Source organism: Psychrobacter sp. CX90 (assembly GCF_057396305.2).
In genome coordinates, this window is the sequence record NZ_CM182008.1 from 531,380 (window position 1) to 547,057 (window position 15,678).

General features: G+C 39.8%; 12 protein-coding genes. 11 read left to right on the plus strand and 1 reads right to left on the minus strand.

The genetic code is table 11. The annotated features are described in order from the left end of the window. Positions 1-11 precede the first annotated feature (11 nt). Positions 12-1,334 carry a two-component system sensor histidine kinase NtrB gene (locus tag AC2SLN_RS02160; protein ID WP_486549549.1) on the minus strand — a complete coding sequence of 441 codons (1,323 nt, stop codon included), beginning with the start codon at positions 1,332-1,334 and terminating at the stop codon, positions 12-14. A 493-nt stretch (positions 1,335-1,827) separates the two neighbouring features. On the opposite strand from AC2SLN_RS02160, the gene rimO reads away from it, so the two are divergent. The 11 genes from rimO (at position 1,828) to lpxA (ending at position 15,490) form a co-directional block, all read left to right on the plus strand. Beyond that, positions 1,828-3,414 carry a 30S ribosomal protein S12 methylthiotransferase RimO gene (rimO, locus tag AC2SLN_RS02165; protein WP_486549550.1) on the plus strand — a complete coding sequence of 529 codons (1,587 nt, stop codon included), beginning with the start codon at positions 1,828-1,830 and terminating at the stop codon, positions 3,412-3,414. A gap of 603 nt (positions 3,415-4,017) precedes the next feature. Continuing rightward, positions 4,018-4,743 (plus strand): UMP kinase, encoded by a 726-nt coding sequence (gene pyrH, locus AC2SLN_RS02170; protein ID WP_486530113.1) that lies wholly within the window; start codon positions 4,018-4,020, stop codon positions 4,741-4,743. A gap of 305 nt (positions 4,744-5,048) precedes the next feature. Then, on the plus strand, positions 5,049-5,603 hold the full coding sequence (gene frr, locus AC2SLN_RS02175) for a ribosome recycling factor (protein ID WP_486530112.1): 555 nt from the start codon (positions 5,049-5,051) through the stop codon (positions 5,601-5,603). 71 nt (positions 5,604-5,674) lie between these two features. After that, a complete protein-coding gene (gene uppS, locus AC2SLN_RS02180; protein ID WP_486549551.1) occupies positions 5,675-6,454 on the plus strand; it encodes a polyprenyl diphosphate synthase in 780 nt (259 codons plus the stop codon). A gap of 157 nt (positions 6,455-6,611) precedes the next feature. Continuing rightward, positions 6,612-7,418, plus strand: coding sequence for a phosphatidate cytidylyltransferase (locus tag AC2SLN_RS02185; RefSeq protein ID WP_486549553.1), 807 nt, complete (start codon positions 6,612-6,614; stop codon positions 7,416-7,418). A gap of 167 nt (positions 7,419-7,585) precedes the next feature. Then, positions 7,586-8,800, plus strand: coding sequence for a 1-deoxy-D-xylulose-5-phosphate reductoisomerase (gene dxr / locus AC2SLN_RS02190; RefSeq protein WP_486549555.1), 1,215 nt, complete (start codon positions 7,586-7,588; stop codon positions 8,798-8,800). After that, complete coding sequence (gene rseP, locus AC2SLN_RS02195; protein ID WP_486549683.1) at positions 8,800-10,239, plus strand: RIP metalloprotease RseP; 1,440 nt, start codon at positions 8,800-8,802, stop codon at positions 10,237-10,239. Before dxr ends, rseP begins: the two co-directional genes overlap by 1 nt. Before the next feature lie 135 nt (positions 10,240-10,374). Further along, entirely contained in the window at positions 10,375-12,810 is a 2,436-nt protein-coding gene (gene bamA / locus AC2SLN_RS02200) for an outer membrane protein assembly factor BamA (RefSeq protein WP_486549556.1), read from the plus strand. A gap of 2 nt (positions 12,811-12,812) precedes the next feature. Beyond that, positions 12,813-13,889: a UDP-3-O-(3-hydroxymyristoyl)glucosamine N-acyltransferase gene (lpxD, locus tag AC2SLN_RS02205; protein WP_486549558.1), complete on the plus strand. Its 1,077-nt coding sequence runs from the start codon at positions 12,813-12,815 to the stop codon at positions 13,887-13,889. A gap of 168 nt (positions 13,890-14,057) precedes the next feature. After that, on the plus strand, positions 14,058-14,630 hold the full coding sequence (gene fabZ / locus AC2SLN_RS02210) for a 3-hydroxyacyl-ACP dehydratase FabZ (RefSeq protein ID WP_486549560.1): 573 nt from the start codon (positions 14,058-14,060) through the stop codon (positions 14,628-14,630). Between the two features lie 83 nt (positions 14,631-14,713). Continuing rightward, positions 14,714-15,490 carry an acyl-ACP--UDP-N-acetylglucosamine O-acyltransferase gene (gene lpxA, locus AC2SLN_RS02215; RefSeq protein ID WP_486549562.1) on the plus strand — a complete coding sequence of 259 codons (777 nt, stop codon included), beginning with the start codon at positions 14,714-14,716 and terminating at the stop codon, positions 15,488-15,490. Positions 15,491-15,678: the final 188 nt, after the last annotated feature.

Below are 15,678 nucleotides of genomic sequence, written 5' to 3' on the forward strand. Positions count from 1 at the left end.
TTTATACAGGTTTATTTTTGCTGTTTAAATGGCAGATAAATCCAAAAGCTGGTATTACCAGGTTCTGAATTTACTTCGATAGTACCTTGATGCTGATGAATCATTTCTTGAACCAAAGCCAAGCCAAGTCCTGTACCGTTAGCACGCCCGCTAACCATTGGGAAAAATATTCGATCCATCATTTGTGGGTCTATGCCAGCACCATTATCATGCACACCGATTCTAATAACCTGACGGTGGGTAATGCCATCAATTGTATATTGGTGTTCAACCCGAGTACTTACGGTCAATGTTGGCTTATTATTTTTATCAACGGTACGACTATCAATGGCATAGGTGTGTTCTAGCATGGCTGCATAGGCGTTATTGACTAAATTTAAAAAGATTTGAATGAGTTGGTCTTTATCTGCAACTAAATCGGGTAGCGATAAATCGTAATCTCGCACAATATGCACATCAGGGTACTGTGTGTGAGTGAGTAATAATACATGCTCAATGGGTTGGTGGATATTGACTGTATGCCAATTTGGCAGTTTATTGGAACCCAGTAGTTGCCCAATAAGGTCTGTAAGCCTATCTGTCTCGTTAATCACTATATTTGCGTAGGTGCTTAGCTTTGTAGCATCAACCATTGTCATGTTTTCACTCATGTTACCATAATGGGTAATAGCGCTAATTGATGGGTCGGATTTTAAGACTTGTAAAAGATCTTTTTGTAGTTGAGGTTGCTTTCGAGTCTGTTTGATAAGTAGCTGTGCGGCCCCGCGAATGCCAGCCAAGGGATTTTTGACTTCATGGGCAACGGCGCGCAGCATTTCTCTAGCTATTTCGTGCTGTTGTTGTAATTGATGCTCTTTATCGATGCGACTTTGTCGGTTTTTCTCCCATACTTCAATCAAGAACCCCGTTTTACCATTTTGCTCAACGGGTGTCACGCTGTAGTCTACACAAACAGGGGCGATGACTCCTTTGACTTGTCTATTATATTCTATAAAAGGTTGTTGGAAGCTTTTTGCATTAATAAACTTGATGTTTAAGTTGCTGCCACTATAATTTGTGGTTATTTTAGTTTGAGAGGGAGAGGGAGAGGGAGAGGGAGAGTGGGGAGGTATCCTTGAGCGCATATCCGTAATATCTTCATTATGCGCATTGATAGGCAATAAAATATCTAACACATTTAACCCAATTAGGCGGGCTTGACTGGCAGAAAACAGTTGCTCAATTTGTGTGTTTACCCAGCGTATAATAAATGAGTCATCTACCCATATAACACCAGTATATAGATGCTGGAGTATGGAGGAGGTATCAGGCATATCGTGTGAGGTAGGTATCATTTAACTATCATTCAGCTATTAGTTTGTAATTGTGTTATAGGTTACGTTGTGTCGGTTCTATATGAATTAAGGTTTTACTTGCGTTTTCTCATTTAGGTCATTGGATTCAATTCAATTTAAAATTGCTGTTGAAATAACCTCGTATGAAGCAGCATTCGCCTCCTACTTACTTTTGTTGCTAAACGTCGAATTGACTCGACTATAACAGTATTTAAACTATATTTGAATTGAGGAGCGAGCAAAGTTAGTAATTGACGTCTGAACGCAATGTTTTAACATAGGATAATCATATCTTTTCTGCACGTATTAATATGCTCAGACATCATTTAGCAGACGGAATTTACTGCTTTACATAATAACCTGTTATGTAAATGTATGAATAATCTTTATATACTGGTATAGAGATGCAAAAGTTCGTACAATGCGCAACAGTTAATGGTGTTTAAAATGCACACCTTATTTAACCTCATTTTTTATTGATAAGTATTTATTTATGCCAAGCCAACGCCACACAGATTCGGTTTCTATTTTTATACCAAATAATTTACTTGAGTCTTCTCAAACAGATTTAAATAGTTCAACTCAGCCCCAATCGGCACAAAATGCTGCCTACCATCATAAAGCCAATCACAATCAGAATCGTAGTATTGAGCAATCTGGTCACAAGCTTATGATGAACAACGATTCAATCGAGCCAACTTTAATAACCCCTAAAGTTGGCTTTGTGTCACTCGGCTGCCCTAAGGCACTTGTTGATAGTGAGCGCATTATTACAGAGTTAACTCGTGATGGCTATCAGGTTGCTTCGGATTATGCTGGTGCTGACTTAGTGGTAGTGAATACTTGTGGCTTTATCGAATCCGCTGTTAAAGAGTCATTGGACGCGATCGGAGAGGCAATAAACAGCAATGGTAAAGTCATTGTTACAGGCTGTTTGGGCAAGGATGCTGACAAAATACGGGATATGCATCCTTCGGTATTGGCAGTGACAGGGGCGCATGCGTATCAAGAGGTAGTTACCGCAGTGGCAAAGCATGCCCCTATGCCAACCCAGCTTAGAGATAAAAACCAGTATGACCCTAAGATTGATTTGATTAATGATGCAGGTGTAAAGTTGACGCCAAGTCATTATGCGTATCTAAAAATATCAGAAGGGTGTAACCACCGCTGTACTTTCTGCATTATTCCAAGCCTACGTGGTGATCTGGTATCGAGGACTATAGATAACGTCATGAATGAAGCTGTAGCCCTTCAAAAAGCAGGGGTTAAAGAGCTATTAATTATTTCCCAAGATACCTCAGCATATGGGCTGGACTTAAAATACAGAACTGCTTTTTGGAATGGGATGCCGCTTAAATCGAAATTTTATGATATGTGCCAGGCGTTAGCGAAATTAGGCATTTGGGTGCGCCTACATTACGTTTATCCTTATCCTCACGTAGATAAGGTTGTCGAACTAATGGCAAAGCCTACTGATAAAGGCGGTTTATTGCCTTATTTAGATATTCCTTTACAGCATGCCAGTCCAGCTATCTTGAAGGCTATGAAACGGCCAGCTCACAGCGAAAACACCTTGGCACGCATCCAAAAATGGCGTGACATTAATCCTGACATTGTTATTCGTTCTACTTTTGTGGTGGGTTTTCCAGGTGAAACGGAAGAAGATTTTGTATACTTGCTTGATTGGTTAAAACAAGCGAGATTAGATAGGGTAGGCTGTTTTACTTATTCTGAGGTTGAAGGTGCAGTGGCGAATGATCTGCCAAACCCAGTACCAGAAGCGATCAAACAGCAGCGTTATGATAGGTTTATGTCGGTACAGCAACAAATTTCCGAACAAAAATTACAAGAAAAAGTCGGCAAAACGATGACTGTGTTGGTAGATGATATTGATACGCAAGATAATATTGCTATTTGCCGAAGTTACTCTGATGCGCCTGAGATTGATGGTCATGTCTACGTCGACGGCATTGTTGTTGCGGGAGTGATGCAGGTAAAAGTAGGCGATATGTTGATGGTAACCATAGATGAAGCCAGTGAGTATGACTTGTTTGCTTCTTATAATAGCGGGTTAATCTGAGACGATTGGTATTAAAGGTGCTGTATCTTCTTAACTGTACTGTATGTCTTATTAATTAGAAGTGATTCTAATGCATTCTAACCTTTAAGGAAGGTATTTTGATTTATAAGCGCTAACCTCTTAATTATAGGCTTAACTACAGGCGAAATTCAAACCTTTAATAAGTGTTGTGCAAGGTTTAATACTTATATTTAACAGTTAAAAGTGTTAACGGCTAAATATTGCTATATGCAAACTCAGTTTTTTGATAAAATTAGTTACATTTGGTTTTAAGCTATTTAGTTAATAGCAAGCCAGTAAGAATTTTTAGCAGATCTGAAAGTGGTCATAATAAGCCCTAACAATAAGATTAGCTGAGTATAACGTCCTTATTCAGCTTATTTTGATACACTCAGTCTTTGTTCAAGTTAGAATCATTTTAATGCTCAGAGCCACAATTACGTTATAGCGCCATTTTTAATCTAAATTGATAACAGAATAAACGACGGTGTACCATTTCAATAAGAATGATTAAACGTGAATAAGCTAGCGCCCAGCAACGCTGAGCCCTTCAAGTTTTGCATCCCTTTAATCGCTTACTAAAATATACTAAAAAGGTGTCCTATGTCTGATAAAAATCCTCAATATTCACGTATTTTGCTTAAGCTATCAGGTGAAGCATTAGCTGGTGGCAAAGGTATGGGTATTGATACTGCCGTTTTAGATAAAATGAGTCTAGCAATTGCCCATTTGTGCGGGTTAGGGGTTCAGGTTGGTATTGTGGTTGGCGGTGGAAACTTGTACCGAGGTAGTCAGCTGCAAAAGGAAGGGTTAGTGGGACGAGTAACCGGTGACCAAATGGGTATGCTCGCCACGGTAATGAACGGTCTTGCGATGCGTGATGCACTAGAGCGCCGCAATATCAACACACGCTTAATGTCGGCTTTGCCAATTGGTGAAGTGACTGAAAGCTATAGTAGCCGCAATGCAATCCGTTATCTTAAAAATGGGGATGTCTGTATTTTTGTGGCAGGTACGGGTAATCCGTTTTTTACCACAGATACTGCAGCATGCTTACGAGGTATTGAAATTGAAGCAGGCGTTATTTTAAAGGCCACAAAGGTTGATGGTGTTTATGATAAAGACCCTAGTATTCATAATGATGCTAAAAAGTACGACGGTTTAACCTTTGATGAAGTCCTTGAGCAAAAGCTTGGGGTTATGGATTTAACGGCAATTGCATTATGTCGTGAGCATAATGTACCGCTGCAAGTATTTGATATGAACAAACCAAACGCACTATTGAATGTCATTATGGGCGAAATAGAAGGCACTAAAGTATTTCACTAGTCTATGGCTTCAATGAGGGCATGTATGATTGATGACATACTTGCAAGCACCATCTTGCAAATCACAAAATTGTGATGACACGCTGAATGCGATAGATTTTTTGGTGGTAATAAGGTAGTAGTTTGTAAAGGCTTGAAGACTCGCCATTTTTACCCACGCATTTTTTATTAACTCATTGTTTACTCACTGATGATTTAGCAGTGTTAAGTAGCAGTTTTCGGGGTTAAATAGTTAAACCCTAGTTGTGAAACAGGTTAAACTCAGAAATTATTTCATACTGTATAGAATCAAAATAAGGAATCAAAATGATTAATGATATTAAAAAAGACGGTGAAGACCGTATGAAAAAGAGCATCGAAGCTCTTGAGAATGCGTTTAGTAAGGTACGTACAGGCCGTGCACACCCAGGTATGTTATCTAGTGTGATGGTTAACTATTACGGGTCAGATACGCCCTTAAACCAAGTGGCCAGTATAAATGTTGAAGATTCACGGACACTTTTAGTTCAGCCATTTGAACGTTCAATGGTAGAGGCTGTTGATAAGGCCATTCGCGAAGCAGACTTAGGGTTAAACCCAAGTAGTGCCGATGTCATTCGTGTACCCATGCCAGCATTAACGGAAGAAACACGCCGTGATATGCAAAAACTGGCACGAAGTGATGCAGAAAATAGCCGCGTCTCTATCCGTAATGTACGCCGTGACATGCTCAATGACATTAAAGAATTAGCAAAAGAGAAGGAAATCAGTGAAGACGATGAACGTCGTGCAAGTGATGATATTCAAAAGTTAACGGATAAGTATATTGGCATAATCGATAGTAAGCTTGAAGTCAAAGAAAAAGAGCTAATGGAAGTCTAATTATATTTTAAACTAGGTTAAAACGTTTTTTAAAACAATATGTTATTTCAATGGTCAGTAAAAAGGTTGCTATGAAACAATCGCAAACGTCAGCACAGCAGCCAGATAAAGGGGCTATTCATCCCGTTGAAGTACCACAGCACATTGCCATTATTATGGATGGCAATAATCGTTATGCGAAAGCGCGTGGTATGCCTAAAGGTCAAGGGCATGTCGCTGGAAAGGATGCATTAGACCCCTTAGTTGAGTATTGTTTAGAAGTTGGCGTTAAGGTACTAACCGTATTTGCTTTTTCAAGTGAGAATTGGCAGCGTCCGCCTAGTGAGGTTGCGCTTTTGATGCGTTTATTGGAAGCCACCATACATGAACAAATGCCTAGAATGAACAAATACCGTACTCGCATACGATTCATTGGAGATAGAAGTCAGTTAGATGCTGATTTGCAAAAGTTGATGGCCGATGCCGAAGCGGAAACTGAGCATTTCGATGCTATGACAGTGGTTATTGCCATTAGCTATGGTGGGCAGTGGGATATTGCCAATGCTGCTAAAACGTTGGCTAAACAAGTCGAACAAGGTGTATTGTCTGCAGATGACATCAATATTGAGTTGATGAATGCAAATATGCAACTTGCCGATGAACCACCTGTAGATATGCTAATTCGTACAGGGGGCGAATATAGAATCTCTAACTTCTTACTTTGGCAGTCCGCTTATGCAGAATTATTTTTTACGGATACATTATGGCCAAACTTCAACGCTAACGAGCTTGGTAAAATGATTGATGAGTTTTCAGGGCGTCAGCGCCGATTTGGCAAAACCAGTGAACAAATTGAGGGCACTATAGAATAATAGACAATATAGATTAAAGGTTGCGCTTTTAACACCCTAGTCTTAAGGGCACTTACTTTCTTTATTCTATTTCTGTCATTACACTAGATTCTAGAAGCTAGTAAGCCAAAATTTAGCAATAACAATATTGCTATATTATCATCTAAGGTAAACAATTATGTGGATACGCATCAAGACAGCAGTAATTCTCATTATTATTGTTGGTATTGCTCTTTTTGCAAGCGAATCGCCATATTTGTTTGTGCCTCTACTAGCAGTAGGTGTTACGATAGCCGCCCATGAATGGACAAAGCTGATGCCAAGATGGGATAAAGCTTGGGTATTTGTGTTGCTTGTTTTAACCCTAACCATGTTAACGCTATTAGCACCACAAATTTGGCCCATGTGGTGGTTAGCTTCGGTGGTAATATGGCTGATGGCATTTTCTTGGGTTACTAAATACCCGGTATCAACGGGTTGGTATGGTAAACGTCTTTCTTTAATGGGTGTCGTTATTTTGACTGGCGCTATTACCGCTATGTTTTATTTATGGCAGCAGTCACCTTGGTGGCTCATGTATGTCTTTATGTTGGTCTGGTGTGCAGATAGTGGTGCTTATTTCGTGGGTCGCAAATTTGGTCGTCGAAAAATGGCACCCAATGTATCTCCTAATAAAAGTGTGGAAGGTCTTGTCGGCGGTTTATTAACAGGGCTCACAGTTGTTATAGCTATTAGCTTATTTAAGCTTAATCTATCTGGGTTAGTTTTAGTATCCTTTGTTGTACTGTCTGGGATAACCATTTTGTCTTCTGTATTGGGCGATTTATTCGAATCGATGCTAAAACGTCGCGCTAATGTAAAAGACTCGGGTACGATACTGCCAGGTCATGGCGGTATACTTGATCGAATTGACTCATTATTGTCAGCCACGCCCATATTTGCTTTTGGTTTTTGGCTTTTAAGACAGGCAGATATTTTAGTTTAGAGGTAGGTATGCTGTTTATGTTGTTGTTTAATCGATTAAATGTTTGAGCGTAGCAAAAACAACTCAGAATAGTTTTTTTTGGCTATTCTATGTAACTTTATATTTATCTTATTTATCTTTTTACATTTAAGAAGGTGTTTAATTATCAAATTATTAACAGGTAATCTATGACCGAACGCATAGCCGTACTCGGTGCAACAGGCTCGATTGGTGACAGCACACTTGCACTTTTGACGACTTACTCTGAACGCTACGACGTTTATGCTTTATCGGGGTATAGCCGTTTAGATAAACTTTTTAAGCTGTGTCAGCAATTAAAACCTAGCCGTGTTTGTGTCCCCGAAAATAAGGTAGATGAATTTTCAAAGCGGCTTCAACTTGCAAACTTAAGCTGTGATGTGGTTGGTGGTCAGGCTGGTCTTAATGATATTTGTCGTGATAAACAGGTGGATACAGTAGTAGCAGCTATTGTTGGTGCAGCAGGCTTAGCCTCTACATTAACTGCGGCTAAAGCTGGTAAACGTATCTTGTTAGCCAATAAAGAAGCACTGGTCATGGCAGGGACATTATTAATGCAAGCGGTGCATGACAATGGTGCAACGTTGTTACCGCTAGATTCAGAACATAACGCTATATTTCAGTGCCTGCCACAACAAATACAGCAAAAAAATACTCGAATCCATGATTTGAGATACGGGGTAAAAAAACTTTGGTTAACGGCATCTGGCGGGCCTTTTTTAAATAAATCTTTTGAGGATATGCGAGCGGCAACCGTTAGTGAGGCAGTTAATCATCCCAATTGGTCTATGGGACAAAAAATATCAGTAGATTCAGCGACTATGATGAATAAGGGGCTTGAACTTATTGAAGCCTGTTTTTTATTTGATCTGCCAGAATCAAAAATTAATGTGGTCATTCATCCGCAAAGTATCATTCACTCTTTAGTAGAATACGACGATGGTAGCTTTTTGGCACAAATGGGTAGCCCAGATATGAAAACACCTATTGCGCATGCACTGGCTTATCCCGAAAGAATAGCAACAGGGATTGAGTCTTTAGATTTATATAAATTAACGTCACTTGATTTTATCGAGCCAGATTTAGAAAAGTTTTCGTGTCTAAAGTTAGCTCGTAATGCTATGCAATCTGGTCAAGTGGCTAGCATCCAGTTAAACGCAGCGAATGAGGTAGGAGTGGCGGCATTTTTAAACCAGCAAGTTTTGTTAACGGATATTGCACTGATAAATGCAAGAGTTTTGGACAAAATGGCTACTGATATTAATAACACTTCTCAAAAACTGACAAGTCTGGATGAAATTATGCATATTGATGGGTTGGCAAGAACCCATGCTAAGCAAGAGGTAGCTGCATGTCGGACTTGATGATATTTATGTTGTTTGTGCTGGCTTTTATCGCAGTACTTGGTCCTCTCGTAGCACTGCATGAGTGGGGACATTATATTGTCGCACGTCTTTGCGGGGTAAAAGTTTTAACCTATTCGTTAGGTTTTGGACCTAAGCTTGCCAGTTGGACCAGCAAAAAATCGGGTATTAACTATCGTATTTCTGCCTTACCACTTGGTGGATATGTCAAAATGCTTGATGAGCGAGAAGGCAGTGTTGATGATAGTGAAAAACACTTAGCATTTAATAATCAACACCCCTTAAAAAAGATTGCTATCGTTGCTGCTGGTCCAATAATGAACTTTATTATTGCCATCACATTATTTTGGATATTGTTTTTAGTACCAACGGAACAGCTTAATACGCGTATCGGTTCCGTACTGCCTGAGTCGCCAGCAGCAACAGTAAACCTGCCAATAGGCGATAAAATTATTGCTATTGATGGTCATGAGGTACAGACGTGGGAAGAGATTAATTACCGACTGGCCGATCGTATGGGCGAGACGGGCAAAGTGGCCATTTCAGTGGCTAAGGTTGATGAGGTTAATGACAACTCACTCCAGCCTGCTAATCGCCAAACTGATCGCAGTAATCATAACAATGTAAACACCTATGATACAACCACCTATGAGGCGCCAATTGTAGAGTTTATGCAGGGGAGTCAGGTAGGAAAAGACACATTAAGTAGTATCGGTGTATTGCCTTGGCGCCCACACATCGAGCCTATTATTGGACAGCTATCGCCTGAAGGTGCCGCTGTTCGACAAGGTATGAAAGTTGGCGATAAGATTTTAACGATTGATGCTATACCAGTGAATGATTGGTTCGCTGCAACCCGTATTATTCAACAGAATCCAGAAAAGCTTCTTGACTTTAAGGTGTTGCGTGATGGTCAAGAAGTCGATTTGAAAATTATGCCGCAAGGGCAGAAAAGCAGTACAGGTCAGATAATAGGTAAGATTGGTGCAGGCATTAGCCCAATAGAGGTTAAGGTACCTGACGACTACAAATCTCTGATTGCCTATGATCCTATAAGTGCGGTTGGCAAAGCATTTGCTAAAACTGGGCAACTTGCCAGCATGACCTTAAGCTCAATGGGTAAAATGCTGACAGGTAAAGTAGGTATTGATAACCTTTCTGGTCCTATTACGATTGCAGTCATCAGTAAACAGAGCTTTGATATCAGTTGGGAGCAAGTTTTGTCTACCGCTGCCATCATTAGTTTGAGTTTAGCGGTGCTTAATCTGCTGCCTATCCCTGTATTAGATGGAGGGCATTTACTGTACTACCTCATTGAGTTAGTGCGGGGCAAACCCGTTTCGGAACGAATGCAGATTATTGGGTTTAATGTGGGTTTCTTATTTTTAATTGGTTTTATGATATTGGCAATTACAAATGATTTCAGTCGTTATTTCTAATCTGGCAGTTTTAGCAAAGCAACGCTTCAAGTAAAAAATGCGTTGATGCGTTAACAGAATAGACTAAGATAGACTGATTAAATCATAGTAAATTGTCTTAAATTTAGTAAGTAATTTGAATCACGGATTGTATGTATGCAAACGTCTTTATCTAGAATGGCTCTATTAGCCGCAACACCATTATTAACCGCAGTAATTGCTGTATCGGCTCAGGCTGCGGACACTGTGGTTACCGATATTAACTTTATAGGTCTTCAGAGGCTGACGCCAGAGAGCTTATATCCTTTATTGCCTTCTGCGATAGGCGAGGTAATGACTGATGATGATCTTGCGCAGAGTATCAAAGCCCTATACGCCACTGATGATTTTGCCAATATTCAAGCCACGGTAGATGGCGGACGTATTACTTATCATGTTGTAGAGCGTCCTATTATTGCTGAGGTAAATTTTGAAGGTAATAAACTGATACCTAAAGAGGGCCTAGAGGAAGGTCTTAAGTATGCTGGAGTATCGGTCGGTGATGTTTTAAAACAAGCGACATTACAGAATGTGGCAAATGAATTGCAACAGCAATACATCAGTCAAGGCTATTACAACAGTAATATAGATGTCAGCCAAACGTTGCTAGATGGCAACCGAGTTAAACTAGATATTAAGTTTATAGAGGGTAAAGCCGCAAAAGTAGTCGATATCAACGTTATTGGCAATGAGTATTTCAGCGATGAAGATATTAAAGATGTCTTTGCGGTAAAAGAAAAGTCTTGGACAAGACTGCTTTCTAAATCTGATAGATATGCCAAAGAAAAACTAGCCGCTAGTTTAGAGAATCTAAAGTCTATGTATATGAACGAGGGCTTTGTTAACTTTAGTGTCGACAATGCTGTCTTAAATATAAATGATGCCAAAGATAGCGTATTTATTGAGATCAGTATTTCAGAAGGCGAACAGTACAAATTTGGGAATGTTAATTTCCTCGGTAATCCTAATTATGATGTTCAAAGCTTAAATGAATATGTTGATTTTAAAACAGGCGAACAGTATTCCCAAGCTAAGTTAGAGGCGACTACCAGTGCGCTACAAACCTTTTATGGGAACGATGGTTATTATTTTGCTCAAGTACGTCCTGTTCCGCGTATCAATAATGCGGAAAGAACTGTTGATATCGATTATTTTATAGACCCAGCACGACCAGTATATGTTCGAAGAATTAATTTTAATGGTAATACCAAAACTGAGGATGAGGTGCTACGTCGTGAGATGAGGCAGCTAGAAGGAGCGCTGGCTTCTAATGAAAAAATTAATGCCTCTCGTGTACGGTTGATGCGAACAGGCTTTTTCAAAACAGTCAATGTTGATGTTAAGCCTGTGCCAAATACACCAGACCAAATAGATGTTAACTTCTCGGTTGAAGAGCAACCATCAGGTAGTTCAACAATTGCTGCCGGTTACTCACAAAGTGGCGGTGTTACCTTTCAGTTAGATTTTAGCCAGCGAAACTTCTTGGGAACAGGTAATCGTGTCAACGCTGCGTTGTCTCGTTCGGAGACTCGTGATTCATATAGTCTAGGGTATACAGATCCTTACTTCACCGAAAACGGCGTTTCACAAGGCGTTAGTGCTTATTATCGAAAAACCAAATATGACGACAAGAACGTTAGTAATTATGTGACTGACTCGTATGGTGGCACACTAAATTACAGCTATCCTATTGATGAAACAAAGCGACTTAGTGCGGGTGTAAACTACGATAATACCGAAGTACGAGGTGGCCAAAACATGGGTATCTCTAATGTCTATGAGATGATTGAAGATGGCGCTGAGGTAACCAACTATGCAGATGTTGATAGAACTTCTTTCAACAATGATTATGATACCTTTAGTCTGCTCCTAGGTTGGGATTATAGTTCACTAGACAGACCCGTGTTTCCTACAAAAGGTATGAACCATTCTGTTAATGCAACGTTAGGATTTGGCGACGAGAATTATCAAAAGGTGGTTTATAAAGGTAACGTCTATTACCCCGTTTATAAAGACTTTGTTGCACGTGGTTATGCAAAACTTGGTTATGGTAATGATCTGCCGTTTTATGAAAACTTCTATGCAGGTGGGTATGGCTCAGTGCGTGGTTTTGAAGCGTCAAGCTTAGGGCCGCGCTCTGTCATTTTTAGCAGCTTAGATAATGCTATTGATGGTAAAACAGCTTATGTGGAAAGGGTAGGTGGTAATGCGTTAGCCAACATTGGCGCAGAATTAATACTACCTATGCCCTTTAAAGGTGACTGGGCAGATCAGGTACGTCCTGTATTATTCGTCGAGGGCGGTCAAGTCTTTGATACCTCTGATAAAGAAGATAAAAAGGTTAAGTATGATAAGAATACTGCTAAATTCGTTGAATCAGATGAGGGTGCGCCGCTATTGACTCAAGACAATGAAATGCGCTTTAGTGCGGGTGCAGGTATTACATGGTACACACCAATTGGTCCAATTTCACTAAGCTATGCCGTGCCGTTTAACGATAAAGAAACGGATAAAACAGAGCAAGTGCAATTCCAGATTGGTAGTACGTTCTAGCAATGTGTACGCAAAAGGACGCTACGCAAAATGCTAAAGTTCTATTAAGCACTATTCTTGAAGCTGTCATGGTACGACAGCCAGTTTTGAATATTGACGATATCTCTGGCGTAGCGGAGGGGAAAAAACTGACGGGTGTGGGTAGTTTAGTCAAAGCTGATTCTCAGCAATTGAGCTTTGTCTCAAATGCGGCATATATAGAAGAACTACCCCATACAAAGGCAGCTGCAGTCTTTATTACTACTGATATGCTAGACAAAGTCCCGCAGGAAACTATTGGGGTTATTGTATCCTCGCCTTACTTGGCTTATGCCAGTGCGACTCAGTTATTTGATCGATCACATCAGCAGTTGGGTGAGCAGCAATCACTCCCCCTTATTCATCCTACTGCACAAGTAGCATCGAAGGCGGTAATAGGTAAAAATGTTTCAGTAGGCGCGTATAGCGTTATTGGCGATAATGTGCGTATCGGAGCTGGTACAGTCATTCAAAGCCATGTTTATCTGGGCGACGATGTTTTAGTTGGCAATAACTGTGTTATTAAATCTCATGTCAGTATTGCTCACGATTGTCAGCTAGGTCACCATGTTCGTATTCATGCTCATGCTAGCATAGGTTCTGAAGGCTTTGGCTTTGCACCCACAGCAAACCCAGCAGTAGAAGGATGGGAGCGTATTGCTCAGCTCGGCAAAGTTATCATTGGTAACCATGTGCGCATTGGTAGCCACACGTGTATAGATCGCGGCGCTATTGAGGATACTATTATTGGTAATCATGTGATTATCGATAACTTAGTACAGATTGCACATAATGTTCGTATTGGTGACGGCACTGCCATTGCAGCAAAAGCTGGGATAGCGGGCAGTACCACTATCGGAAAACGCTGTATCATTGCTGGTGGTGTGGGTATAGTGGGGCATATTGAGATTACCGATGACGTGACTTTAACGAGCATGACAATGGTTACTAAGTCTATTAAAAAGTCAGGCTCTTATTCTTCAGGAACGGTGGCTATGCCTTCAATGGACTGGCGTAGAGCTGTGGTTAACTTTAGAACCATGGGCAAGAAGAATAACTAGATTACACTGACAGGTGCACTATAAATTAAAACTCACTTTTTGTGGTCTCAAGCCTAAGGTTAATGTTAAAATCACAGCCTTAGTTATGGGCATGCTAATACTAGATGTATGCAAGAAGTAGATACAAAATTATAGACAAATAATGATGATGATTTTCAAGGAAGAATAATGAGTAAAGATACCCTTAAGGCAAAAGAAAGTAGTAACTCAGCAAATGTTCTAGATAAAGATATCATGACATCTGATGATAACTTGGCACTTGAGAAAGCTGGTGTTACATTACCCATGGGTTATAGTCAGTTAAAGCATTACTTACCACATCGCTATCCATTTATGTTGCTTGATAGAGTCATATCATGTCGTCCTGGTCTCTCAATAACGGGTTATAAAAACGTCACTTTTAACGAGCCATTTTTCCAAGGTCATTTTCCTGATGTTCCGATTATGCCAGGTGTGCTAATTGTAGAGGCGTTGGCTCAGCTTTCAGGCGTACTTGGTTTTATCAGTAAAGGAAAAACATCAGAAGACGGATACTTATATTTATTTGCTGGCGTAGATAAAGTCCGCTTTAAGAAGCAAGTAGTGCCAGGCGACCAGCTTATCTTAACGTCTGAGTTGACCATGGAGAAGCAGGATATTTATAAGTTTAACTGCCGGGCTTATGTTGATGATAAACTCGCTGCTTCAGCTCAAGTTATGATTGCTCGTCAAGCGATGCCTTCTAGTAAAAGCGCTATCTGATAGACACGTTCAGCAATATAGAGCATCGAATTGAATGCTCATATAAATCAATTATTTTACCAATCTAATAGGTTCGTTCTAAGATGCGTATACATCCCACAGCAATAATATCTGATACCGCACAAATACATGAAACTGTCACTATTGGACCTTATTGTATCGTGGGTGATAATGTGAGTATTGATGCTGGTACTAAGCTATTACGGCATGTAGTAATCAGTAAAAATACACGTATTGGTAAAAGTAATACGATATATCAGTTCGCAAGTATTGGAGAGGACTGTCAGGATTTAAAATATGCGGGCGAGGAAACATGGTTAGAGATTGGTGATAATAATAATATTAGAGAGTTGTGTACCTTTCATAGAGGCACAATACAAGATAATTCTCTGACTAAAATTGGCAGCAATAATCTATTTATGGTAAATACTCACATTGCTCATGATTGTGTCGTAGGGGATCATAACGTCTTAGCCAACAACGTAGGTGTCGCAGGACACGTTCATATTGGCAATAATGCGATTATTGGCGGTAATGCTGGCATTCACCAGTTTTGTCGTATCGATGATTACAGTTTAATCGGTGGGGGCAGTCTCATTTTAAAAGACGTTGCTGCTATGACTTTGGTGTCTGGTAACCCTTCGGGGTCTCACGGGCTCAATATAGAAGGTATGCGCCGAAAAGGCTGGTCTAAAGAAACCATAAACATACTGCGTAAAGCTTATAAGATTATTTTTAAGTCTGGAAAAACCACTAATCAAGCAATTGACATTTTAACCAATGAGTATTTACCTAGAGAGCCTAAAGTTAAAATGCTTATAGATTCTCTAAAAAATAGTAAGCGTGGAATAGTACGTTAATAGACTGATTATTTTGTGTATAAAAAAGCCATAACCCTCTGTTATGGCTTTTTTATGTTTAGTAGCTTGACTTTTAAACTCGTTTGAAAGAAACTTGTTTTCTAAACAATGTAAATACGTATTGCTAATAAGTTTATAAAAGTATAATGTTTGTAACACTGTATGAGCACGTGTGCTCATTTAATTTT